General features: G+C 40.9%; 21 protein-coding genes, 1 tRNA gene and 1 pseudogene. 16 read left to right on the top strand and 7 right to left on the bottom strand.

Annotated features, from left to right (window positions below; genetic code table 11):
• Positions 1 to 21: 21 nt before the first annotated feature.
• Positions 22 to 255: pseudogene (locus tag ABD930_RS17215) on the bottom strand (pirin family protein); the annotation flags it as partial.
• Positions 256 to 491: 236 nt separating this feature from the next.
• Between ABD930_RS17215 and ABD930_RS17220 the strand changes: the two are divergent.
• A complete protein-coding gene (locus ABD930_RS17220; protein WP_345233485.1) occupies positions 492 to 2,873 on the top strand; it encodes a PDZ domain-containing protein in 2,382 nt (793 codons plus the stop codon).
• Between the two features lie 22 nt (positions 2,874 to 2,895).
• Here the strand turns inward: ABD930_RS17220 and ABD930_RS17225 are convergent, their stop codons facing one another.
• Together ABD930_RS17225 and ABD930_RS17230 are read right to left on the bottom strand one after the other, a co-directional pair.
• A complete protein-coding gene (locus tag ABD930_RS17225; RefSeq protein ID WP_345233487.1) occupies positions 2,896 to 4,107 on the bottom strand; it encodes a TonB family protein in 1,212 nt (403 codons plus the stop codon).
• Positions 4,094 to 4,672 (bottom strand): RNA polymerase sigma factor, encoded by a 579-nt coding sequence (locus ABD930_RS17230; protein WP_345233490.1) that lies wholly within the window; start codon positions 4,670 to 4,672, stop codon positions 4,094 to 4,096. The genes ABD930_RS17225 and ABD930_RS17230 overlap by 14 nt, the downstream gene beginning before the upstream one ends.
• 200 nt (positions 4,673 to 4,872) lie before the next feature.
• Between ABD930_RS17230 and ABD930_RS17235 the strand changes: the two genes are divergently transcribed.
• From ABD930_RS17235 to ABD930_RS17280, 10 genes are all read left to right on the top strand, one after another.
• Positions 4,873 to 5,763: a Fic family protein gene (locus tag ABD930_RS17235; RefSeq protein WP_345233492.1), complete on the top strand. Its 891-nt coding sequence runs from the start codon at positions 4,873 to 4,875 to the stop codon at positions 5,761 to 5,763.
• Between the two features lie 159 nt (positions 5,764 to 5,922).
• The gene (locus tag ABD930_RS17240) at positions 5,923 to 6,177 is read left to right on the top strand and encodes a type II toxin-antitoxin system Phd/YefM family antitoxin (protein WP_345233494.1); all 255 of its coding nucleotides are present in this window, start codon (positions 5,923 to 5,925) and stop codon (positions 6,175 to 6,177) included.
• Positions 6,174 to 6,428, top strand: a complete 255-nt coding sequence (locus ABD930_RS17245; protein ID WP_345233496.1) for a Txe/YoeB family addiction module toxin — start codon at positions 6,174 to 6,176, stop codon at positions 6,426 to 6,428. The genes ABD930_RS17240 and ABD930_RS17245 overlap by 4 nt, the downstream gene beginning before the upstream one ends.
• A 129-nt stretch (positions 6,429 to 6,557) precedes the next feature.
• Positions 6,558 to 8,447 (top strand): vWA domain-containing protein, encoded by a 1,890-nt coding sequence (locus ABD930_RS17250; protein WP_345233498.1) that lies wholly within the window; start codon positions 6,558 to 6,560, stop codon positions 8,445 to 8,447.
• A 113-nt stretch (positions 8,448 to 8,560) separates the two neighbouring features.
• A complete protein-coding gene (locus ABD930_RS17255) occupies positions 8,561 to 8,758 on the top strand; it encodes a hypothetical protein (RefSeq protein ID WP_345233500.1) in 198 nt (65 codons plus the stop codon).
• Entirely contained in the window at positions 8,758 to 9,030 is a 273-nt protein-coding gene (locus ABD930_RS17260) for a type II toxin-antitoxin system RelE/ParE family toxin (RefSeq protein ID WP_345233502.1), read from the top strand. The genes ABD930_RS17255 and ABD930_RS17260 overlap by 1 nt, the downstream gene beginning before the upstream one ends.
• 155 nt (positions 9,031 to 9,185) lie before the next feature.
• Positions 9,186 to 9,261: transfer RNA gene (locus ABD930_RS17265), tRNA-Gly, on the top strand.
• Positions 9,262 to 9,686: 425 nt separating this feature from the next.
• Positions 9,687 to 12,671, top strand: coding sequence for a SusC/RagA family TonB-linked outer membrane protein (locus ABD930_RS17270; RefSeq protein WP_345233505.1), 2,985 nt, complete (start codon positions 9,687 to 9,689; stop codon positions 12,669 to 12,671).
• A 66-nt stretch (positions 12,672 to 12,737) separates the two neighbouring features.
• Complete coding sequence (locus ABD930_RS17275) at positions 12,738 to 14,372, top strand: RagB/SusD family nutrient uptake outer membrane protein (protein ID WP_345233507.1); 1,635 nt, start codon at positions 12,738 to 12,740, stop codon at positions 14,370 to 14,372.
• A 276-nt stretch (positions 14,373 to 14,648) separates the two neighbouring features.
• A complete protein-coding gene (locus ABD930_RS17280; RefSeq protein WP_345233509.1) occupies positions 14,649 to 15,869 on the top strand; it encodes an ATP-binding protein in 1,221 nt (406 codons plus the stop codon).
• On the opposite strand, the gene ABD930_RS17285 is transcribed toward ABD930_RS17280, so the two are convergent.
• A complete protein-coding gene (locus ABD930_RS17285) occupies positions 15,839 to 16,357 on the bottom strand; it encodes a DUF4143 domain-containing protein (protein ID WP_345233659.1) in 519 nt (172 codons plus the stop codon). The genes ABD930_RS17280 and ABD930_RS17285 overlap by 31 nt on opposite strands.
• Before the next feature lie 179 nt (positions 16,358 to 16,536).
• On the opposite strand from ABD930_RS17285, the gene ABD930_RS17290 reads away from it, so the two are divergent.
• Entirely contained in the window at positions 16,537 to 16,764 is a 228-nt protein-coding gene (locus ABD930_RS17290) for a hypothetical protein (protein ID WP_345233511.1), read from the top strand.
• 97 nt (positions 16,765 to 16,861) lie between these two features.
• On the opposite strand, the gene ABD930_RS17295 is transcribed toward ABD930_RS17290, so the two are convergent.
• Positions 16,862 to 17,482, bottom strand: coding sequence for an alpha/beta hydrolase (locus ABD930_RS17295; RefSeq protein WP_345233513.1), 621 nt, complete (start codon positions 17,480 to 17,482; stop codon positions 16,862 to 16,864).
• Between the two features lie 107 nt (positions 17,483 to 17,589).
• Between ABD930_RS17295 and ABD930_RS17300 the strand changes: the two genes are divergently transcribed.
• Positions 17,590 to 17,802 (top strand): hypothetical protein, encoded by a 213-nt coding sequence (locus tag ABD930_RS17300; RefSeq protein ID WP_345233515.1) that lies wholly within the window; start codon positions 17,590 to 17,592, stop codon positions 17,800 to 17,802.
• Between the two features lie 208 nt (positions 17,803 to 18,010).
• On the top strand, positions 18,011 to 18,184 hold the full coding sequence (locus tag ABD930_RS21915) for a PIN domain-containing protein (protein ID WP_425571141.1): 174 nt from the start codon (positions 18,011 to 18,013) through the stop codon (positions 18,182 to 18,184).
• A 62-nt stretch (positions 18,185 to 18,246) separates the two neighbouring features.
• Here the strand turns inward: ABD930_RS21915 and ABD930_RS17305 are convergent, their stop codons facing one another.
• Positions 18,247 to 19,182 carry a ring-cleaving dioxygenase gene (locus ABD930_RS17305; RefSeq protein WP_345233517.1) on the bottom strand — a complete coding sequence of 312 codons (936 nt, stop codon included), beginning with the start codon at positions 19,180 to 19,182 and terminating at the stop codon, positions 18,247 to 18,249.
• 402 nt (positions 19,183 to 19,584) lie between these two features.
• On the opposite strand from ABD930_RS17305, the gene ABD930_RS17310 reads away from it, so the two are divergent.
• Together ABD930_RS17310 and ABD930_RS17315 are read left to right on the top strand one after the other, a co-directional pair.
• Positions 19,585 to 20,229, top strand: coding sequence for a DUF6266 family protein (locus tag ABD930_RS17310; protein WP_345233519.1), 645 nt, complete (start codon positions 19,585 to 19,587; stop codon positions 20,227 to 20,229).
• 14 nt (positions 20,230 to 20,243) lie between these two features.
• Positions 20,244 to 20,810 carry a DUF6266 family protein gene (locus ABD930_RS17315; protein ID WP_345233522.1) on the top strand — a complete coding sequence of 189 codons (567 nt, stop codon included), beginning with the start codon at positions 20,244 to 20,246 and terminating at the stop codon, positions 20,808 to 20,810.
• Between the two features lie 169 nt (positions 20,811 to 20,979).
• On the opposite strand, the gene ABD930_RS17320 is transcribed toward ABD930_RS17315, so the two are convergent.
• Positions 20,980 to 23,196, bottom strand: coding sequence for a polysaccharide lyase family 8 super-sandwich domain-containing protein (locus tag ABD930_RS17320; protein ID WP_345233524.1), 2,217 nt, complete (start codon positions 23,194 to 23,196; stop codon positions 20,980 to 20,982).
• Positions 23,197 to 23,217: the final 21 nt, after the last annotated feature.

Raw genomic sequence — 23,217 nt, forward strand, 5'->3', positions numbered from 1 at the left:
AGCTGAACCAACGTGAAGGCTAGTGTCTCGATGAAGAATATTTCCTTCAAACAAATAAGTAAGCGTAGAAAGTCCGATATGTGGATGGGGCGGCACATCAAAATTTTCATGATCGCTTAGGGCAGCGGGGCCCATATGATCAATGAAGACGTAGGGTCCAACCATTCGCTTTCCACGAAAGGGAAGTAAACGGCCTACTAGGAAGTTTCCGATATCGGCTGGCCTTTCTTCAATAATCATTCCGATGTTTGACATGGTTATTCGTTATTGATTATTCGTTTAGTTGATTCTTTGTTGCTGATTGTTAACTTTACAGTTTTTCGTTTAATCATTCAAACTTACCGAAAAATATTTAATAACCTGAGTTCGATTATTTTTGATGAGCTCATTATTAATGACTCATGCCAAAATTGCACAATACTTCGCCAATTAAACGCAATGAAAAGCCTATAACAATCAGGATATTTGTATAACTTCTCTATCTCCTTCTTATGAAGTGCTTTAAGGTTTGTCTGTTTATTTGCTGCATATACCTCCAATGTTTTACTGTACGAGCATTTTGCCAAACCAAGCAACGCTATGTCGCTATAGACGGAAGTGACCAAAACGAAGGGACAAAAGACAGTCCTTATGCTTCTCCCTTAAAAGCGAAAGAAGCTGTTATACAATTAAGGAAAACCGGATATAAGGGCGCAGTAGAAATCATTATTACCGCTGGAACTTATTACTTAACCCAACCCTTAACTTTCACTGCCGAAGAGTCTGGCTCTACCCAACATCCCTATACCATACGGGCGGCTCGAGGCGAGCAGGTCATATTTAGTGCTGCGCGCGCCTTAAGGCTCTCTTGGCAAAAATATAAAGGAGACCTCTGGAAAGCCAACGTTCCTATAGGCACTTCCTTTAAGCAGCTGTTTGCCGATGGCCAAAAACTCATTTGTGCGCGTTACCCAAATTTTGACCCCTCTGTTTTACCTTTTAACGGTTATGCCGCAGATGCCATTAGTCCGGAGCGGGTAAAAACCTGGAAAAATCCGGCCGGAGCTTATGTGCACGCCCTCCATCAAGGGCGTTGGGGAGGCCTTCATTATCAGGTAAGCGGGAAAAAGAACGATAGTACCTTGCAATTAATTGGTGGTTGGCAAAACAACCGACCCAGTCCGATGCATCCCACCTATCGGTATGTGGAAAATGTTTTTGAAGAACTGGATAGTCCAGGAGAGTGGTACCTGGATAGCATACAGCACACCCTCTATTACTACCCCCAACCGGGGCAGCAATTAACAGAAGTAACCTTTGAAGCGAGTAATTTAGAAAATATCATCACGTTACAAGGCAGTGCGCAAAAACCGGTTCACGATATCACAATCGAGGGGATTGACTTTGTACAGACCGCCCCAACCTTTATGAAAACCAAAGAACCATTATTACGAAGCGATTGGACAATCTATCGGCAAGGAGCGGTGAAAATAGATGGGGTGGAACGCTGTATCATACGTCATGCTAATTTTTATAACCTTGGCGGAAATGCTATTTTCGTAAGCAATTATAACCGCAATATTGTCATTGCAGACAATCTGATCGAAAATATTGGTGCCGGAGGCATTAACATCGTTGGCGATCCGGATGCTGTACGTTCACCCGCTTTCCGTTACGAAGATGTTGTGCCAGCTACTGCTATGGATACCATCCCCGGTCCGAAAACGAACAACTATCCCGCCGAATGTACTGTGAGCGATAACTTAATCCGTAATATTGGTTTAATCGAAAAGCAAGTGGCAGGGGTTCAAATTTCGATGTCTGCGAATATAAAAGTGTTTCATAACACCATATACCGCGTACCTAGGGCCGGTATTAACATTGGCGACGGCACTTGGGGTGGACATGTACTGGCCTATAACGACGTGTTCCAGACGGTACTGGAGACCAGTGATCATGGCGCATTCAACTCCTGGGGAAGAGATCGCTTTTGGCATTCCAACCGGAATACCATGGATGCTATCGTGGCGGCACATCCAAACTGGGTAAAGTTAGACGCCATTAAAACCACAATTATTCGAAATAATCGTTTTCAATGTGAACATGGCTGGGATATTGATTTAGACGATGGCTCTACAAATTATGCTATTTATGATAACCTTTGCCTAAGTGGTGGACTAAAGCTTCGGGAAGGATTTTACCGCAAAGTGTATAACAACATCCTAATTAATAATGGTTTTCATCCCCATGTGTGGTTCAAAAATAGCCATGATGTTTTTCGCAATAACCTAGTTATGCAGGCGCATCAAGATATCCAACTCCATGCTTGGGGCGATACCGTAGACTATAATTACTATACGCAATCTATAGACCTACAAAAAGACCAGCAAAAAGGTGTTGAAGCACACGGAAAGCTTATTGAACCTCATTTTGTAAATAGCAAAACGGGTAACTTTGCTTTGATGGATACTGTTGGGCTTCCCTTCAAAAAGATGAGCATGCCACATGTTGGCGTCCAAACCCCTCGATTGAAAAACTTGGCTAAACAACCTATCTTTCCCTCGATTGCTACCAATAATTCCGAGAAAAGAGATCGCATTTTTATTTGGCAAAAAAGTACCTTAAAAAACATTGAAACATTAGGTGAACAGTCGGCCGCAGGATTATCGGATAGATCCGGCGTTTTAGTAGTCCATATTCCCGAAAATTCTCCATTGGCAAGCAGTCAACTCCAAGCTGGAGATGTGATCATTGGCTGTGAAGGTACAACTATTCACGATCTGGACGAGCTTTCATCATTTCTATCCTCCTCAACGATTAAAAAATCCTTGAACCTTACTATTGTCCGTAATCAACAAAAACAACAGATTACCATTGCTTTTAATCCCAAATGATAGGATAGGTGTATAGATCATCCTACTTAAAAACGACCTCTAATTTCACCCAGGTACTATCGTTTGGCAATTGCTTCCAGGCAGACCCTTTTCGAATAATATCCTGTGCCCGCTCATTGAGCTCTTCATTTAGTCCCTTTAAAACGAATAGATCAGTTGGTTTTCCTTCTTTAGTGATGTGGAACGCAATTGTTACGACACCTTCATTGCCAGTCGAAACCTGAGTTGCTTTGGCTAAATATTTTTTATATGCTCTCCAGCCAATGAGTGGTTCCGTCACTTTCCGAGCCTCAACAATGGCTACCTTCCCAGTTGATGCGCTCGCTTGAGCACCTTGCACACGTCCCGTTAGTAGTCTTTTTTGCTGTTTCCCGTAGCCAACTACAACAACTTCGTTCAGGGCTTCGTTGGCTGGTTGCATCGCAATGAGTAGGCTATCTTCTCCTCTTCCTTGAGCATTTACCCGTTGATGTTCATAACCGATATAGGACAACGCTAGCTGTTGATTATCTTTAGGTACGGCCAATGCAAATCGGCCATTACTATCAGTTTGCGTCGCACTACCTTGAATACCATTTACAACAACGCCTTGAAGTGGCTCACGGCTAACCTGATCCGTAACCGTCCCACTAATTATTACTGGCCGATCAGCCAGACCTTCTTGACTATCTTTTTTTACCAGCGCAGCAATGGCTTGATCTGCTACTACTGAAGTCGGTGTATCGATCTTACTATTGTCCAACGTTTTGCGAGCAGTCATTTGCGGTACATCTTTTTGTTTCTTGACAGGAATAGATGCTGCTACTCTTTTTTTCATAGGAGGATTTGCCGCAATTCGTGGTGTAGAATCTACGGTATAGGGCTCGCTGACGATTGGTTGATCCCTTGTTGGTGGAGCATGCTGTACTACAGCAGGAGCTGTCGGCTGATCTCGTTTTAAGAACCAGACCCCCACAACTAAAAGTGCAAATACAAGCGTTGCAGCGGCCATCCACCTAACACCTGGTAATTTCCTTTCTTTAACGCTAGGAGAAATCCGTTGATGCAACTGTTGTTGAATCGCCGCTATTGCAGCCTCATGTTCCCGCGGCTCACCTATTTCCATTCCCGTCATCAAATCCATCAATAAAGGATCATGCTGTGCTCTTCGTTCCAGTTCATGCATCTCACGAGCATTTAACTCGCCTTTTAGATACCGCTTGATTAATGCTATGTCTCTATTATTCCTGTCCACGGTGCTTCTCCATACAAATCTTTAAATTCCGCTTTCCATTCTGGATATAGCTTTTTACTTCTTTTAAGCTATATCCCGTCAACTCAACGATTTCCTTATAGCATTTTTCTTGCAGAAAAAACAGATCCACACTTTTTTGCTGTTGCCGGGATAGTTGCTCCATGCATCTTTCCAAAGCAGTCAATTGTTGTTCCTTTTCATTCCGGTCATCAGGATGCATGCGTATCGGAAATTCCATAATTTCTTCTATAGAAACGTGATGTATTTTCTTTTCTGCGCGTAACTGCATCAAACAATGGTTACGGCTTAACACATATAACCAAGTAACGAATTTCTTAATTTCCTGTTTATGAATTTTACTAATCAACTCCTCAAAAATCTGCATCACGGCATCCTTACAACGTTCACTATCCTCCAAATAGCGTAAACATACATAGTATACCATTTCTGCATGTCGTTGAAAAAGCTCGCCCAATACTGCCAGATCGCCCGTTTTACGATAACGGGCCACTAAGGCCTCATCGTCCTCTGGAGCTGACTTTTTGGAATTGCTGAACCAATGCATATTGGTGTTAAAATAGTTCTTTTTGGGGAAATAGCCAAGAGAAAGGCTATCCTAATTCTCCATTGATGCACAAACAACCTTACTAAACGTATGCACATCAGAAATGAAGCTTTTAATCATTGCCGTTATCGGCAAAAAACACAAAAATTTCAATATTTATTTATCGTATATTTGCCGATAACGATATTTATAACAAAAAAATGAACTATATTTCAGTAAGTGAATTTGCAAAAAAATGGAATATTCCTGAAAGAACTGTGCGAAATTACTGTGCGAAAGGAAAAATTAAAGGGGTTTTTCTTACAGGTAAAACATGGAATATTCCAGAGGATGCAAGCATATCTGAAAAAGAAAATAAAAAGAAGTTTAGTAAAAATCCTTTACTTAATCATCTCAAAGAGCAAAAGGATATGAGGCTGAAAGGAGGAATTTATCATCGTACACAGATTGACCTAACGTATAATTCAAATCGTATTGAAGGTAGTAAATTAACCCATGATCAAACCCGATATATCTTCGAAACGCATACTATTGGAGCATCCAAAGAGAGTATCAACGTTGATGATATTATCGAAACCACCAACCACTTTCGTTGTATCGATTTGATCATTGATAAAGCAAAAATCAAACTGACTGAATCTTTCATTAAGGAATTACATTTTATATTGAAATCAGGAACGTCTGACAGTCGGAAAGATTGGTTTAATGTTGGAGCATATAAACAGCTTCCGAATGAGGTTGGAGGTAATGAAACTTGTCCACCTAAGGAAGTTTCAACAAAAATGGCGGCATTACTTTCCAATTATCACAGCATTGAAAAGAAAACTTTTGAAGATATTATTGATTTCCATTATCAGTTTGAAATTATTCATCCTTTCCAAGATGGTAACGGTCGTGTTGGTCGCCTGATTATGTTCAAAGAATGTCTTGCAAATACTATTGTACCTTTTATTATAGATGAAGATTTAAAGGTGTTTTATTATCGGGGCTTACATGAATGGAAACACATTAAAGAATACCTGTTAGATACTTGTCTTACTGCACAAGATAATTACAGGGCTATACTTCAATATTTCGAAATAGAACATTAATAGGTTTTACAAAAACTGCTGTCATTTTAAAAAAACCTTTTGCATAACCTTGATAGAAAGATTTCTCAATAATCCGCAATAAACAATGTTAAAAATCAAAAACGTACCATTTTACGTACTTTCCATTATTTTTGTACATTTGTATATTAGCATCATACCATGGAAATCACGAACTACACCTTATTCAGGCAACAACTCAAACTTTATTTAGATAAGGTTTTAGAAGATCATACCCCACTATATGTCACCCGGTCTAAAGGAAAAGAGGTCGTTGTTTTATCCAAAGAAGATTATGACAGCATGCAGGAAACGTTCTATTTGTTACAAAGTCCGAAAAATGCCGCCAGACTACTGGAAGGAATCACCGCTTATGAACAAGGTAAAGGAAAAGAACGTAAACTACTGGATGAATGAAGAAAATTTTCTTAGATGGTGGTTGGGAAGATTATCTGCATTGGCAAAACACAGATAAAAGTCTGCTGAAAAAGATAAACGGTTTACTGAAAGAAATAGAAGGAACATCCTATGCCGGTTCTGGAAAACCTGAACCGTTAAAATATAATCTTAGTGGCTGGTGGTCTAGGCGAATTACACTAGAACACCGATTAATCTATAGAATAGACAACGACTCCATCATTATTCTACAATGTAGGTATCATTACTAATCCTATTCACATAACCTAAAAAGCCATAAAATCAACATTCTTTTCCTTAAAGCCTAAAGATTATTGCCTCATACTTAAAGCCGATTTATGGAATTTTAACACCCCTTGCATCCTTTGCCAAAATTCAATATGATGAAGGCAACAAGTATGTTATTTCTGCTGTTCTTTAGCCTGGTAAGCTTTACCAACAGCAACGACCGCATTATTAGCGGAACGGTTTACAGCCAAGCCGACCAGCAGGCATTGCCCGGCGTTTCGGTTATTATTGAGGGCGCGTCTAAGGGGGTTATGACAGACCAAAAGGGTCATTATACAATCACAATAAGTTCAAAAGACCAATTTCTCGTGTTCCAATACATTGGATTCAAAACGACGCGCGTTCCCATCGGTCCATCCAATACCTTGGATGTTCAACTCCAGTCGGCTGATCAAGCGTTGGATGAAGTTGTTGTCGTTGGAGCTGGTAGACAGAAAAAAAGCAGACTAGTGGGAAGCAGTGCATATGGAATGGCCGTCGTACCAAGGGGAGTCACTGTATCTAATCAAGTTCGCATCTGGGGGCAACCTCGTCCGACAGAAACGTATCAGAAAATCAAAGAAAATGGTTTTACTAGTCCGATTAAAGAACCCCTATCCACCTTTGCCGTGGATGTAGATGCGGCTTCTTACAGCAATGTACGCCGTTTTATCAATAACGGTGAACTTCCACCCAAAGATGCCGTGCGCGTTGAGGAGATGATCAATTATTTCCAGTATGACCTCAAGGGTCCTTCGGATAACCGTCCGGTTGCCATCTCCACCGAACTTTCCCAAGCTCCTTGGAATCCACAACATCAGTTATTACGTGTTGCCCTCAAGGCCAAATCAGTGGACACCGACAAGCTGCCTCCCTCAAATTTTGTTTTTTTGATCGATGTATCGGGCTCTATGGCGGAAAGCAATCGCCTACCTTTAGTAAAAACTTCACTCAAAATGCTAGTCGATCAGCTACGGGATAAAGACAAGGTCGCGCTCGTGACTTACGCAGGCACCGCAGGAATTAAGCTTGAAAGTACGCCAGGTAATCAAAAGATGAAAATCAAAGATGCTATCGACGACCTCTCCGCCAACGGATCAACGGCTGGTGGTGCAGGTATCAAGATGGCCTATAAATTAGCACGGGAACAGTACATCAAGGAAGGGAATAACCGCATTATTTTAGCCTCTGATGGCGACTTTAATGTTGGCCCATCCAGTGATGAAGACATGGAAGAACTGATTACCGAAGAGCGCGAAAGTGGTATCAATCTCTCTATACTAGGTTTTGGTATGGTGAATCTCAAAGACAGTAAAATGGAAATCATGGCCGACAAAGGTCGTGGCAATTATGCCTATATTGATAACCTTTCGGAAGCGCGGAAAGCCATCATCACCGAATTCGGTGGTACACTTTTTACCGTGGCCAAAGATGTAAAAATACAAGTGGAATTTAATCCGGCTAAGGTACAGGCTTATCGTTTACTGGGTTATGAAAATCGTTTGCTTGAAAGCAAAGACTTTAACAATGACCAGAAAATAGGTGGCGATATGGGGGTTGGACACAGCGTTACCGCTTACTATGAAATCGTGCCTTTTGGTGTTCGCGACAACTATGCGGGAAATGTTGATCCACTTAAGTACCAAACAAACAGCAAACCGATAAATAATACCTATAACCATGAAATTGCCCAAGTTAAGTTTCGGTATAAAGAACCTGGCGGACAAAAAAGCAAATTAGAACAGCTTACGATAGCTGATAAACCCATTGACTTCCACCATGCCAGTGCCGATTTTCGCTTTGCCAGTGCCGTAGCGGAACTGGGAATGCTTTTACGGAATTCTGAATACAAACAACAAGCAGACTATGATCGGCTTATTGCCCGGGCTAAAGCAGCGAAAGGTACTGATGAAGAAGGCTACCGCGCAGAGTTTATTAGATTGGCGGAAAGCGCCAAACTACTGGCCAGAAGTAAAGCCGTTGCCAACCTAGGTGAATATTAGCTGAAATGAAAACGAGCGTGTCCGAAAAGTCTTGGGCTTTTCGGACATGCTCGTTAAATAACTATTTGTCCTTACCTCGAATTTCTTTAGTTTTGTATTAAAACATAACTGTTATGGTAACTGTAAGAATCAAGAGTAGCAACAAACAGGCAAAAGCATTAATAGAAATGTTAAAAACTTTTTCTTTCGTTGAAGTAGAGGAGGAAAAACGATATAATGCAGAAACAGAAAAAGCTATACAAGAGGTTCGAGACGGAAAGGTTACGAAAACCAAGAATTCAGAAGATTTATTTAAACAACTGGGCATCTAATGTACAGTATCTTCTATTCCAATAAAATCAAGAAAGACATCCGACTTGCCCAAAAAAGAGGATTGAATATAGCGCTATTCAAAGCAATTATTCAAAAGCTTGAAAATAATGAACCTCTACCCGTAAAGCACAAACCGCATAAACTAACAGGAAATTACAATGGGCTTTGGGAATGCCACATTCAACCAGATTGGCTATTGATCTGGGAACAAAATGACGAAATTAAACTTATCTCGCTTATTAGAACTGGTACGCATGCAGATTTATTTTAACGCTCAATTAATCGTTCTTTAGAAAATTTAACACAATGTGGGCAAAGGCCATTAAGTGGCATTTCTTGGTGCAATAGTCAACCGCAACAGATAATGATCGGTCGCGAACCTTTGCAAAAATGCCTGACTTTTCCTAACTTCGTTTGATACCATCAGCGAGAGTAGCTCAGTCGGTAGAGCGCAACTTTCCCAAAGTTGAGGTCGCGGGTTCGAACCCCGTCTTTCGCTCCACTTATAAACACAATAACCAATCCCCACAGTTTACTAAATAAGGAATACCAGCAATAGGATATTTCACAGAAACTTCCACGTACACAAATTCAACAACAGCAACCCATTAAACAAAGCGTTAATTAGTGTTACAACATTGTTAATAAACCACCATTAACAATGTTGTAACACTTATTTACACAAAACCACCTTAAGTTTGCCTTATTATAACTTATATAATTATCTAAACAAAAAGAATTAACTAACAACCAGATTGTCAGGTATCTCGCTTCATTGTAAACAGACCGCCAAAACCTGTTTACAAGCGCTATAGCTTGCTTTATCACATAAAATAAAATGTTAACAAATGGAAAATGACAACTAAACCAATCAGATCTATACATCGCTAAAACATTTTAACCAATCAAAAACAAAACAAGAACCATATGACACAAGAACCAATCAACATCCTCAGAAATCCGAAGAAAGGAAAATTATGCTTCATTTTCTTTCTATTTGTATTTCGAATGACGGTAGCTCAGGAAATTAAGGTTACCGGACATCCAACACCTCCTGCTACATTTTCTGGTATGGTTACCGATGCTGAACATAATCCCTTAGCCGGCGTATCGGTTAACGTAAAAGGGACAAGCAAAGGAACCTCCACCGATCCACACGGTCGGTTTTCCATCCAAGCTTACGAACACGACATCTTAGTCTTCTCGATGATCGGTTATACCAGCCAATCTATCGAAGCAAACAAAAGCTTTTTAGAAGTAACGCTTAGCTTAAGTACTCAAAATATGGATGAAGTAGTCGTGGTAGGTTATGGATCTATGAAAAGAGCAGATGTAGCAACCGCTATTGCCTCCGTAAAGCCCGAAAAGTTTAACAATGCCGGCAATAGAGATGTTCGATCTTTGCTGGAAGGAAAAGTCGCTGGCCTTACGGTCACTCGAACGGAAGGAAGCTCGCCAACTTCAGGTGTTGCCATCCAACTGAGAGGAGTAGTATCCATCAATGGCAGTCAGTCTCCGTTAATGGTCATCGATGGTATCCCCGGAGGTAATGCAGACCTACTCCGAGCAGAAGATATTGAGTCTATCGAAGTGTTAAAAGATGGATCAGCTGCAGCCATTTATGGTTCTAGCGCTAATGCTGGAGTCATTCTCATTACAACGAAACGTGGGCAATCGGGCGCGCCTACCATCGAATATAGCAGTTTTGTTAATCGCCATTACCAGACAAACACCCCTAGGTTTCTAACGGCCGATGAATATCGTTCGGCGATGGCCGACTTGGGCTACAGTGCATCGGCCTACGACAGAGGAGGTAATACCAACATGTATCAGGAAATTTTAAACAAAGACAACATTTCCCACAGCCACGACCTATCGGTATCGGGCGGTAATGAGAAAACGGTATACCGGGCATCGGTCTATTATAACAACTTAGAAGGGATAGGTAAAGCAAACGAACGGGAACAATATGGTGCCCGCATGTCGCTCGAGTCGAAAGCTTATGACGATAAGCTCACATTCCAATCCAATTTAGCAACCAATTACAATAACATGAATATGTTAGGCGATGAAGGCTGGGAAGCGGCCAGCAGAGCGAATCCTACGAACCCCATGTATAACGAAGACGGTTCATTCTATGAAGATTTATCCTCAGACGAAAATAAATATGCCCGCCTATTTCAGCAAAAATATGATCGCATTCAACAAACCAGTTCCTTAGATGCAAAACTGATCTTTGAACCCCTTAAAGACCTGAAATTTTCTGCCTTTGGAAGTATCCAGCGAGATGACCAAAAGAACAATAAGTATTATGATAAAGATTCTAGAACCTCTATCAACAGTTATAATGGAAATGGTTATGCCTATAAAAGTTCTTACTTGAACACACAGTACGCTTTTGAACCTACTATTGATTATAAATACGATCTCCAGGATCACCACTTAAGTGCTGTGCTTGGTTATAGTTACCGCTATCAAGTGGAAGAATCTTTTGACGCTACCAATTATGGTTTTTTAAATGATGCAAATGAGGAAAATGACATCGGTAGTGGAAGTTATTTAGTGGATGGTAAGGCTGGTATGAGTAGCAGCAAAGAAGATCAAACACTTATCGCCTTCTTCGGAAGGATAAACTATGTGTACAAAGATCGTTATGTTTTACAAACCTCATTACGAAGGGAAGGTTCTTCCAAATTTGGCGCCAACAATAAGTGGGGGAACTTCCCTGCAGTCTCTTTCGCATGGAATGTGAATAACGAAACGTTTATGCGAAATATTTCGTCTACCTTATCTACTTTAAAGCTCCGCGTAGGATATGGTGTTACGGGAAATTCGGGTATTGACCCCTATCAATCGATGTCGACAATCGGTACGGGAGGCTATTATTTAACTGATGAAGGTACCTGGGTGCAAACCTATGGACCCAACAAAAATCCAAATCCCAACTTAAAGTGGGAGACGAAAAAAGAATGGAACCTCGGTGTCGATTTTGGCTTATTGGCAAACAGAATATCGGGAACAATTGATCTTTACCGTAGAAAAACAGACGATTTATTACTCACCGGCGTTACATCGGCCATACCTGCCAATATCATTTCCACCTACACAACGAATATTGGCACCATATCCAGTAAAGGTATAGAATTGACAATAAATACGATTCCCTATAGCAATGAGCATTTCACCTGGAAGGCCGATTTACTGGGCAGTTATACGTTCTCCAACACCTTGGATAAGTTTTCAAACAATGCGGCCGACTATTTAGAATACGGTTCTATTGGCGGATACGGAGCGCTTGGTAATGCCATTCGTATGTATGAGGGATCAAATATTGGCGACTTTTTTGGAAAACGTTTTGCTGGTTTTGACGAAAATGGTGAGTGGTTGTTCTACAACGCGGCAGGAGAAAAAGTAAGTGGAAGCGCCATTACAGACCAAGATAAAACCGTTATTGGAAACGGTGCACCTAAATATTACCTGTCTTTTGCTAACTATTTTCAATATAAGCAATTTGATTTAACTATTGCTTTTAGGGGAAAGTTCAAGTTCGACGTCCTAAATCGTCAAAAGATGGCTTACGGAAATCTTAAAACCCTGAGCAGTGGGTATAATGTACTAAAAGAAGCGATCAATGACGGGTTAAATGCCTCTTACCAATATTCGGATTATTTTCTGGAAAACGGCGATTTTGTGAAATTGGATAACCTAACCTTAGGTTATACCTTAAAACAGCACAATCCCAAAATTCCAAGAACACGCTTATTTGTAACAGCAAGAGACCTCTTCACCATTACAGGTTATTCTGGTGAAAATCCAGAAGTAGATGATACCGGACTTGCACCTGGCCTAGCCTCCTATGTCTCCACTCCGGTAACCAGAAATTTTACGATCGGCCTTAATGTTCAATTTTAAACGGCAACCTACACACTCCTGCATACCAATCATACAGCCCAGAAGTGTGAACAAAACATATGAGATATGAGTACAACACTAAAAACGCTCCTTAAACCATTAGCAATTATCGCGAGTTTAGTCATCGCGAGCTCCTGTACTAAGTTGGATGAACAAGTTTATAGCGACCTGACTACTACCAACTTTTATACCACAAAAGACGAAGTCATATCAGCAGTTCTGAGGCCTTATACACACAGTAGGGCGGTTTTTGCGGCCCAATCTCGGGAGAATATTTGGCGATTAAACGAACTATCGGCAGACCAGCTGGCCTGGCCACAAAAAGGAATACATGGATATGATGACGGTAAATGGATACAGCTGCATTACCATACCTGGACGAACATGCACGCCACCATAAGTGATGCCTGGAATCTTTTGTTTATGGGACTTGGCTATTGCAATAGCGGCGTTGAAAACTTAGAGGCACATGAAGCGTCGGAGATGGGAATAACCGAAGAAGAGAAAAGCGAATACATTGCAGAATTAAAGGCTAATAGAGCTTTTTACTACTTGCAGGCTATCGGCACCTTTGGTAATGTACCCATCGTGACAGCTGTTGGAACTCCTGAATATCCAGCAACAAATTCAAGACAGGAAGTATTTGATTTTATCGAGTCCGAGATGCTGTCTGTCATTGATGCCTTGCCCGAAATGAGTAGTGCGAATTCGGGTAGATTCACCAAAATTGCTGGTTACGCGATGTTGGCTGATCTCTACCTCAATGCCGAAGTATGGACAGGAACTGCCCGCTGGAATGATTGTCTCACGTACTGCAATAAAGTTCTTGCTGGTGAAGGAGGATCCCAACATGGAACATTAGCGTTGGATAATGATCTTTTAACACCGTTCAGTACACAAAATACCGAAACTTCCAATGAAAATATCCTAGTACTCTCGTACGATTACCAATCTTCCTCCGACCGTTGTAACTGGGCTAGTGATTTTTATCATTTTGCACAAAAATACATTGATGGTGGTGATCGCAATGGAAATAATGGGATTGTCGTTATTCCCTCTGCTTATGATGCTTTTGACGATCATGATCTGCGAAAAAAAGAATGGATGCTCATTGGTACGCAATATTATTACAATGATCCTACCACGCCGGTTAAAGGTACCGTTGAATATGCCGGTGAACCCCTTACTTTTGTTAAGGAAATTAAACTCAACAAATCCGGAGGAACAACTTCAACCATGTACACCGGAGAGGAGAATAGCGGTGCCCGGTTTAATAAATACCGTGGCGGAGTGTATGGTAGTGACGACTTCTGTAATAACGACTACGTGCTGTATCGGCTCGCCGAATTTTATTTAATGAAGGCTGAAGTGTTAATGCGCCAAGCAGGCGGTACCGCAACTACGGAAGCTGTTGAACTGGTGAACACGGTTAGAAAACGTGCCTTCACAGAGACCGATTGGGCGACTGGAAATTACAGCTATACGACATCTTCACTCACGATGGACGAACTGCTGGCGGAAAGAGGTCGAGAGTTTATCTTTGAAGGCAAACGACGCATCGATTTAATACGGTTTGGGAAATTTGTAACAGGAACTTGGTGGGACCATAGTGCAACGACAAACACCAATTTACAATTATTTCCTATCCCTTTTAGCCAAACATCTGTGAATCCGAATCTAGTACAAAACGAGGGATACTAAGTAGTAAGCGCTTGTCTAAAAGTCCTATTATTATCCTATCGAGCGAAATGAAACTGCGTTTCGCTCGATAGGATATGGAGAAAACCACCACCCTAGTTGGCAGCACTCGCCTGAAGCGATGAACGATCAAAGCTAAAACTGCCAAACATGAATATATCGGACAACTGAAATTTTTTCTTATGTCTTTTATTCGTATTGAATAAAGTTATTCATTAGTAATAAATAAAGTTATTTAATGGTATTGAACAAATCGCTATATTTGTCCCTATACGATTCATGATGATACGCCAGGAACAGATAAGTGCTATAATAGTTTCTCAGCAAGAAAGCTTTTTAAATAAGAGGGCCGATCTTCCAAGAGAAGCATTGCCATATATTCCTATCGTTGATGGTTATGCAACGATCATAACCGGTATCCGTCGTTGTGGAAAGAGCACGATGTTGCTGCAACTATTGAAAAAAAAATATAAAAATGCTTTATATGTTAATTTTGAAGATATCCGTTTAGCTGGGTTTGAAGTTTCGGATTTCAACCGATTGAAAGAAGCCATCGATCAGCAGGGAACCCGAGTTCTGTTTTTTGATGAGATCCAACTGACCGAAAAATGGGAAATATTCGTGCACCATTTGCTACGGGAAGCATACACCGTATTTATTACCGGATCCAATGCATCACTTTTAAGTAAGGAATTAGGAACACACCTTACCGGTCGCCATTTATCCAAAGAGCTTTTTCCATTCTCCTTCAACGAATATGCTCGTTTTAAAAAGCTGAATACGGACAAACAGGCACTCCTTTCCTATCTAAATGACGGCGGATTACCCGAATATGTCAAGCACCGGGAACCGCTAATCCTACAGCAACTACTGGAGGACATCCTCGTGAGCGATATAGCCGTGCGGCACGGCATTAGAGATACAGGATCATTAAAACAGTTAACGGTTTATCTCATTTCCAATGTGGGAAGTCCGGTTTCTGCAAACAAACTGGTCGACATGTTCGGCATCCGGTCGAGTGCCACCATATTGGAATATTTTAATTACCTTACTGATGCATACCTCATTGAATTTTTACCACAATTTAGCTATTCGCTAAAAGCACAATCTCGGAACCCCAAAAAAGTCTATACGATAGACAATGGTTTCTTGTCTACAGTTGCCACCTCCTTCACCGAAAATCTTGGCAGGAAATTGGAGAACCTAATTTACCAGCAACTGCGCAGAAACTATCAGGAACTTTACTTTTTCTCAGAAAAGGGCGAATGTGATTTCATTGTATTCGTTAAAGGAAGAATCCATCAGGCCATACAAGTATGTTATCAGATCAACGACCTCAATTTTGACCGGGAATACCGTGGTTTATTGCAAGCCCTTCAATTTTTCCAGATCAAAGAAGGATTTATGATCACATGGGATCAAAAAGACGTTTTTCAGGAAAAGGATTATACCATCCACATGGTACCTGCTTATGAATACCTGATGTTAAGTGGAAAGTAACTACGCTTAAGTGTAAGGGCAGACGACCGTTTAATTTCCACGGCCCATATTTCATTGTTCTCGTCTTCCAAAATAAGGTCGATCTCTGTTTGTGTACTCGTTCTGTAATAGCTATACCGCCATTTGCTGGAAAGCCGTAAAATGATATTCTCTACAACAAAACCTTCCCAACTTGCCCCAAGTATCGGATTACCGAGCAAATTGTCAAAATTGGAAACATTAAGTAAACGATGTAAGATTCCAGTGTCTCTCAAGTATATTTTTGGTGATTTAATAAATCGCTTTTTGGTATTACCAGACCAAGGTTGAACTTGCCTGACCATATAAAAGTCAGTTAGAATATCTAAATAAGAGCGAATAGTTGTATGGCTTACTTCCAAACTTTTCCCCAGTTCGGAAAACACAGCTTGCTGACCATGGTAATGAGCCAACATCGACCAAAATGTTCGCATTCTCGAAGCGGAGACTTTGGGACCTATTAGTGGAATATCCCGTTATCCTAAAGCTCCCTAATAACCATCATATATTTTCTGTAATTCAAAAATAACCTAATACCCTGTAATTTGAAAGTTAAACTTTCAAATTACAGGGTATTAGCTATTTAAAGCTTACCAATTGAAAATTTAGCTTTCAATTTGCATCATTTTTAATGGTTCTCTAAAGTTATATGATCGAAAATTTAGTTATTGGTATTAACCGTAACGACGCCCGTACCGGAACATTTACGTTACCTTCCTATACCTTATTGAATGCCAGTATTTTCTATGATGCCAAATCTTTCCGTATTGGGTTTAAAGCAAATAATATCACCGATAAACACTACTTCAAAGGTTGGAGCACCATAGAGCCGCAAGTAGCTCGTAATTTCCTGGGCTCGATCGCTTATAAATTTTAAAAAGGCCATTGGCTATCTGCGTTTCCCGACTGTTAGTGAGGATATGACAATCAACGACTAGCAGTCGGGTTTTCTTTTTAGTAAACAAGGAAATGCGCTATAAAAGCCATTGATTTGCTAAAGCCAATTCTTCACGTGATATACTGTGCATTTTCCCTGGGTAAACATTTAACTCCACTTGTCCACCTAATCCTTCCAGTACCACCACGCTTTCTTCTACGCGAGAAAGCGGTACATGCGGGTCAGGATTGCTGGTTGTCACGAGAATAGGTGTTTGCTCAAAATCACCCTGATAATGACTGACGACTAACCTTTCCCCAATCAATCCACCTGTAAAAGCAATGATACCACCATATTTTTGTGCATTTCTTGCGACATACTCCAGCGTCAGACAAGCGCCCTGAGAAAAACCCAAAAAATAGGTGTTTGCCGGAGAAATGCCATTTTTATCGATTTCATCCATCGTCTCGGCAATAGTTGCCATAGCCGAATCTAAGGCCGGTTGGTTTTGATTTTCAGGAGCCATAAAACTATAGGGGTACCAACTGTTGCGATTCGCCTGAGGTGCTACGATGGCCATATCCTGAAGGTGTAAAAAACGCTGCAAAGAAATAATAGCTGTTGCCGAACCACCCCTACCATGGAACATAAGTATGGCCTTATTAGCTTCCGACAATGGAACTCCCGCTGTTACCAGCTGTTGTTGATGCGTGTACATGTTTTTACTAGTTATTATTGAAGAAATATCGAGGAGAAATCAATTATACTTGTTATAGGTAACTCGATTATATTGCATATAAAAAAGTATTTATCTAAGTTTGTTTTATGACAACATTAACCATAGAAGTTTTAAACAAAAAAGCCTTAAGGCTATTGAAAGATTTAGAACAACTTGACATTATACGTGTCCGAAAGCATAAATCTTCGAATCATGCTACGCCTAATCATCGTATTGCTGGATATAAAGGGGCTATGAAAGCCCAAACTATGGATGAAATCAACCAACAATTAGAAGACCTACGTAACGAATGGCAATAAATTATCTTTGGGACACCAATACCGTTATTTATTATCTACAGCAGCATTTTCCTAAAGAGGCAGAGACTTTATAGATAAAACGTTAAGTCAATCTATTCCTGCTATTTCAGCGATCACTGAAGTGGAGCTTCTCTGTTGAAAAACTGCAACAAAAAAAGATATTACTATATTAAAAAATTTCATTTCGGATGCATTCGTTATCGAATTAATTCAAGAAGTTAAAGAAGAAACGATAAAGATTCGACGACGATATAGCATTAAACTTCCTGACGCTATTATTGCAGCAACAGCAATAAGCCATAAATTGACATTAATTACCCGTAACACAAAAGACTTTTCCGCCATCAAAGGATTGAAGTCAGTCAATCCGTTTGCACTGTAAAACCTGTAATCAACGTATTTATATCTCCCTATTATGAGGAGCCTGTTTAAATTATTATCCTCTTAATCCAATGCCGGAAGCACTTTTTCCAACTGTTCCCGATAAGCTTCATATTGCGCAGGCAGCTTTAAACTCGTGCCCAATTGATCAACAGGTTCGTCTACGCTAAACCCGGGATTATCCGTTGCCAATTCAAAAAGTACGCCGCCCGGTTCTCTAAAATATAAGGAATAGAAATAATTGCGGTTGATTTTTTCGGTAATGTGCAATCCTGCTTCCTGTATTTTTTCACGATAATGCATCAAAACCTCCTCGTTTTCAACTCGGAAGGCTACATGATGCACCGAACCTCCTGCCACATGGCCAACGTGTTCGCCCGGAACTTCCACCACATCTACTACATTTGCTTGCGCTACCGTATCGGTGATGAAGCGATAACGATTGACTTCCTGTTGCAACAAACGATAACCTAAGATATCCGTTAACACCTTTACCGTGGTATCCATTTTATTCGTGGTTATCGTAATGTGGTGAAAACCACGCAAGGCTTGTTGCTCACCAAGCTCATTTGTCGTCCATGGCTTACGTTCATCTGCAATTTTTGGAACGGTCAGCTCAATTTTCAACCCATCGGGATCGAGGAAGGTCAGGTACGCTTCACCAAACTTTTCTGAAGGTTTATTATAGGTTACGTTATTTTTTTCCAATCGATCTAACCAAAAATCTAGACTACCTGCCGGTACCGCATAACCAATTTCCGTTACCTGCCTACTACCGCGCCTTCCACTACTGATTCCATCCCAAGGAAAAAAGGTCAAGATCGTACCAGGTGTTCCTACTTCATCACCGTAATAAAAATGGTAGGTCTCTGGATCATCAAAATTTACCGTTTTTTTGACCAATCGTAAACCCAATATCCGCGTATAAAAATCGTAATTTTTCTTGGCATCACCTGCTATAGCCGTAATATGGTGAAAACCTTTTATTTTATTTTCCATGTTATTTCCTTCACGCCTATGTTGATACAAATATCGGCCACACAGGGTTCGAAAAAATTGATGTACGGTAAGAAATCTCTTTGTTGTTGTCTGGATTCCCCTACCATATCTAACCTATTTCCTAACTATTTCCTGAAAAGAACAAAGATTAAATTAAGAATAAATTAATTTTAAATCTATAAAGATATCGAGTTTTACCGTTTTTTTACCGTAAAGTCACCGTATTTTTATCGTATTTTATACGATAAAAATACGGTGACTTTACGAATTAAATACGATTATATTTACCTTTTAAATACTTTTATTAGTTTTTCTTTATACTTTTTTTATACCTTTGTTTTAGGAGTTAGTAAGAATTTGGAGGGCTGTTGGACACAATATTAAACCAATTAATCGTACAATATGGGTATCATCAATCAAGGTATTAATGGTTCTTTTCGCGGAAAGGCAGGAAGCGTTATCGGAAGCGGATGGAAAAAAATTGATTACATCAAAGGAAGACCTCGGCGTTATAAAAACAAAGGCAATCCCAGCGCAGCACAATCTTTACAGCAAAAGAAATTTACGTTACTCAATCAATTCTTCAAGCCGGTCTCTCACATTTTAACCATCGGTTTCGGCAGCGCGCTCCAAAAATCGACTGCCCGAAATGCGGCTTTCCGTTATAACTATGATCACGCTTTTCTGTTTGCGGGAGAAGAACCATCGCTCAATTATAGCGCATTAAAATTCAGTCATGGTTCTTTATTTCCACCGGGACAAGAAAAAGCAGTTATGCTTAATGGAGAGATCAAGATTACGTGGAATACGAAAACCTATGGCCTCAGCGGTGGATTGGATGATGAAGTACATATTATCCTATATATCCCCAGCATAGATCAATTTGTTTTAGTGAGACCGACAGCGCTGCGCTATTCAGGGGAGGCCTCTTTTGCCATGGAAAATTTTGGGGAAAAGGGAGAATTGATTCATCTGTGGATGTTTCTATGCGATAGCCAGCGTAAACGTGTTTCACCTACCGTTTATTTAGCTGTTCAACATGATTAATACGCAACCAAGACATGGAATTTTTCTTTGATAAGCATACGCCGAAAAAACAAAAAGAACCTTACGGAAAATTAGCCAGTCAGCAAAAAATGCGCTTGGCCATGACCTTTCTCCATCCATTAAGACCGATCATCAATGAGAGCTGGGCCAAATATGGTGAGGGTAAGAAAACGAAAGCCTTCGGACAAGCACTTCGAAAGGTCATACAAGATGCGATCGAGGGAAACTATCCCGATCAACGGATTATTCCTGACCGCGTACTGATTAGTATGGGTACAGTACCGCTTTCACCCATTACTGATGTGGTACGATCGGAGGCATCGCTGGAAGTATATTTTGAAAATCAAGCCCATCCCATGGCTAAAGATGGCGATGAGGTGACCATCATTGCTTATAGTCCGGATCTAGGCATCGGTGCGAAAAATGACCAAATATGCAGTCGCAAAGACGGTCGTATTGAAGTAGAGCTTCCACCTCAATTCGAGCAAGGTGCTTTCCATGCCTATCTATTCTTTCGCGATATCAAAAAAAATAATTTCTCCAAAAGTTATTACCTCGGGTATTTTGAGCCGTTGATTTAGCGACTATTTAACCTGAATTTAGCAATAGGCAATAAGCCGTATGCTTTAAGCTATTTACACAGCCTGCAAGTCTATAAAATCAGTAAATGCTTATCGCTTAAAGCCTAAAGCGTGCGCGTTCAAAATTAACTATACCCATTTAAACAGTATCTTAATGGTTCCTAGCTGGTCAGCGATATTGTCGAGAAACGGACTTACCTTTTTCTCCAGGTTTAAGCGGTAGCGGGATCACGATATCCGTAGTGTGGCTTTCTGGATTAAACACAGCTCCTTCTCCTGTTAATTTTCCTTCAATCCGCAATTTAAAGACCGTTAATTGTTGTGTAGGGTCGCACACCGTAATTTGCAAATCTTGTTCATCCTGTTTTAGTAGGAATAAGCCTGGGGTTTCGACAATCAATTTCCTTGTTCCTTGCGTGACAGTCGCTGTTTGGTAAAAGACCCCTGCGACTGCTTGCGCTTTATCGGATTGAATGACCTGTGCACAACTGTCATTCTGAAGTAAGTGTACAGTTGGCTTTGAGGCAAATGTTGCCATTTCGTTAGGCGTTACATTAGGCACAACCATATAGGCGTAGCTTTGTTGCCGCGGCTTTACGCCATGATCAATCCACGCGGTTAACACTTGAGCACGAACAGGCGTATCCGTATAAAAAGGAGCGATCGACCGCCAGCTTCCGTTATGCTCTTCGGCACTGATATGCACTGGAGTTGGTCTAAAAAAATAGCAGGCTAATTGATCATGCAACAACCAATGTATAGTCTTTTTTTCCCGATAAGGTTGTTGAACATTTACCTGCCGTCTATCAAGCCACAACGATCCGCTTAAAAAAGTCTGATCTAAGGTGGTATGAATAGGCGTTGTCTTAGTAGAATGGATAGCAGCACCTAAGCAAGTGATGGTACCATCCAGAAAAAAATACGCTTTCTTTGCCTGTAGACTGTCTTTATACAGACTTATGGCCGCTATACCAGCGGTACCAACCGACAGTCCGCCAACAAAGTCGGAGTGATTAGGAAGATAAGGGACGGCTTGCTTATGCAAGGGCAAACCATCATCTGGGCACGTTACGCCTGGGAGATATTTCCAGTTCCAGACGGGAAAGATGTCGTCATAAGTATTACCCACCGTCCTGGTTAACAAGGTTCCATCTGCTGCATATTGCCCTTGTAGATTTTCATCATTTGTCATTTCATAACCCGTGGTTCGATTGGAGTACATCCGTATCGAAGCATAAAGACTGGACGAGCGATAAATCCCAAAATCTGACCTCGGAAAAAAGGAAAAAGACAAGGGTTCATTGCTATCCGTCTTTTCTGCTAAGCACTGTGTGATATAAGCTTGATAATAGTGCTTATAAGCCGGATCCAAACGCATCATATACCGACAGGTCATTACCAATGCTAAGGCTTTTCCACGTTGGGCATGTTGAAAAACCTGACGTCCAAGCGCGTTGGTATCCATATATCCTCCATAAATGGTCTTTAATAACCCATTTACCAGATAATTACGTAACGTTAGTACCTTTTCTGAAGGCGCCTGCAATTCGGTTCCCGAGAACACACTTAGCCAATAAGACAAGGTGCTTGCATAGGCCAATCCATAGTTACCAAACTGCATTTGGGGGCCGTGTTGATGAAAAGAATAATCCGGTTGAAGTCCTTCATTTAAAGAAACATACAACTCGGAGAAGATCGAGTCCCTCGCGCGTTGCACCAGCTCCAAGCTATCCAACAGCAGTCCTTTCATCACCTGATTACCCGCTAGCCACACTTTGTTCTGGCCGGTCATCTGAAAAACAGGGCGTCCCATGCGTTGGGCAAGCGCATGCTTCTGTTCGGCAGTCAATTCGTCTTTCAACAACAGTAGCGCAGGCCCTAAAAGTTTCGGGCATCCAATTTCATTATACCACCAATTGGGGCATACCAAATGTGCATTTATCCAAAAATCGATTGCCTCTTTCAGGCTTTTTAGTAGATCGGCGTTATGGTAATAGGTTGATTCTTTAGATTGGTAAACTTTAGCTAGCGCTTGAATCCGCGTTACATGAAAGGCAGGTTCCCAGCGGCTTCGTTTTTGATCGTGATAGTCGATATCTGGCCATGAGCCATCGGGAAGTTGTTTCGCTAGGAAGTTATGTACCCAATCGGCGGAAAGCAAGGTTGCCAGATTCACTTCCATCAATACGGCATCATTATTTTTACCCGTATCCGATACGGCCAAAAACTCTTCCGTTAAATTTTCGGTGGGTGCACTATTGGTCAGCGTTAACGTATTCAGTTGATCAACTAAAGTATGTATGGTATGCTTGTCTGCTTGTGCATGTACTGGATTGCCCATAAAAAGGATAATGCAAAGCAATCCGATACCATAAAATTCCTTCATATTGCGGTTTATCTTTGGCTA

Source organism: Olivibacter ginsenosidimutans (genome assembly GCF_039542865.1).
Lineage (GTDB): Bacteria > Bacteroidota > Bacteroidia > Sphingobacteriales > Sphingobacteriaceae > Olivibacter > Olivibacter ginsenosidimutans.

Bases quoted from the DNA above. Each gene is read 5' to 3' on its own strand.
- ABD930_RS17260 (WP_345233502.1), top strand. From the start codon at position 8,758: ATGTACAGTATCTTCTATTCCAATAAAATCAAGAAAGACATCCGACTT.
- ABD930_RS17235 (WP_345233492.1), top strand. From the start codon at position 4,873: ATGAACTATATTTCAGTAAGTGAATTTGCAAAAAAATGGAATATTCCT.
- ABD930_RS17240 (WP_345233494.1), top strand. From the start codon at position 5,923: ATGGAAATCACGAACTACACCTTATTCAGGCAACAACTCAAACTTTAT.
- ABD930_RS17220 (WP_345233485.1), top strand. From the start codon at position 492: ATGAAGTGCTTTAAGGTTTGTCTGTTTATTTGCTGCATATACCTCCAA.
- ABD930_RS17275 (WP_345233507.1), top strand. From the start codon at position 12,738: ATGAGTACAACACTAAAAACGCTCCTTAAACCATTAGCAATTATCGCG.
- ABD930_RS17310 (WP_345233519.1), top strand. From the start codon at position 19,585: ATGGGTATCATCAATCAAGGTATTAATGGTTCTTTTCGCGGAAAGGCA.
- ABD930_RS17255 (WP_345233500.1), top strand. From the start codon at position 8,561: ATGGTAACTGTAAGAATCAAGAGTAGCAACAAACAGGCAAAAGCATTA.
- ABD930_RS17230 (WP_345233490.1), bottom strand. From the start codon at position 4,672: ATGCATTGGTTCAGCAATTCCAAAAAGTCAGCTCCAGAGGACGATGAG.
- ABD930_RS17315 (WP_345233522.1), top strand. From the start codon at position 20,244: ATGGAATTTTTCTTTGATAAGCATACGCCGAAAAAACAAAAAGAACCT.
- ABD930_RS17280 (WP_345233509.1), top strand. From the start codon at position 14,649: ATGATGATACGCCAGGAACAGATAAGTGCTATAATAGTTTCTCAGCAA.
- ABD930_RS17300 (WP_345233515.1), top strand. From the start codon at position 17,590: ATGACAACATTAACCATAGAAGTTTTAAACAAAAAAGCCTTAAGGCTA.
- ABD930_RS17245 (WP_345233496.1), top strand. From the start codon at position 6,174: ATGAAGAAAATTTTCTTAGATGGTGGTTGGGAAGATTATCTGCATTGG.
- ABD930_RS17290 (WP_345233511.1), top strand. From the start codon at position 16,537: ATGATCGAAAATTTAGTTATTGGTATTAACCGTAACGACGCCCGTACC.
- ABD930_RS17295 (WP_345233513.1), bottom strand. From the start codon at position 17,482: ATGTACACGCATCAACAACAGCTGGTAACAGCGGGAGTTCCATTGTCG.
- ABD930_RS17250 (WP_345233498.1), top strand. From the start codon at position 6,558: ATGATGAAGGCAACAAGTATGTTATTTCTGCTGTTCTTTAGCCTGGTA.
- ABD930_RS17305 (WP_345233517.1), bottom strand. From the start codon at position 19,182: ATGGAAAATAAAATAAAAGGTTTTCACCATATTACGGCTATAGCAGGT.
- ABD930_RS17320 (WP_345233524.1), bottom strand. From the start codon at position 23,196: ATGAAGGAATTTTATGGTATCGGATTGCTTTGCATTATCCTTTTTATG.
- ABD930_RS17270 (WP_345233505.1), top strand. From the start codon at position 9,687: ATGACACAAGAACCAATCAACATCCTCAGAAATCCGAAGAAAGGAAAA.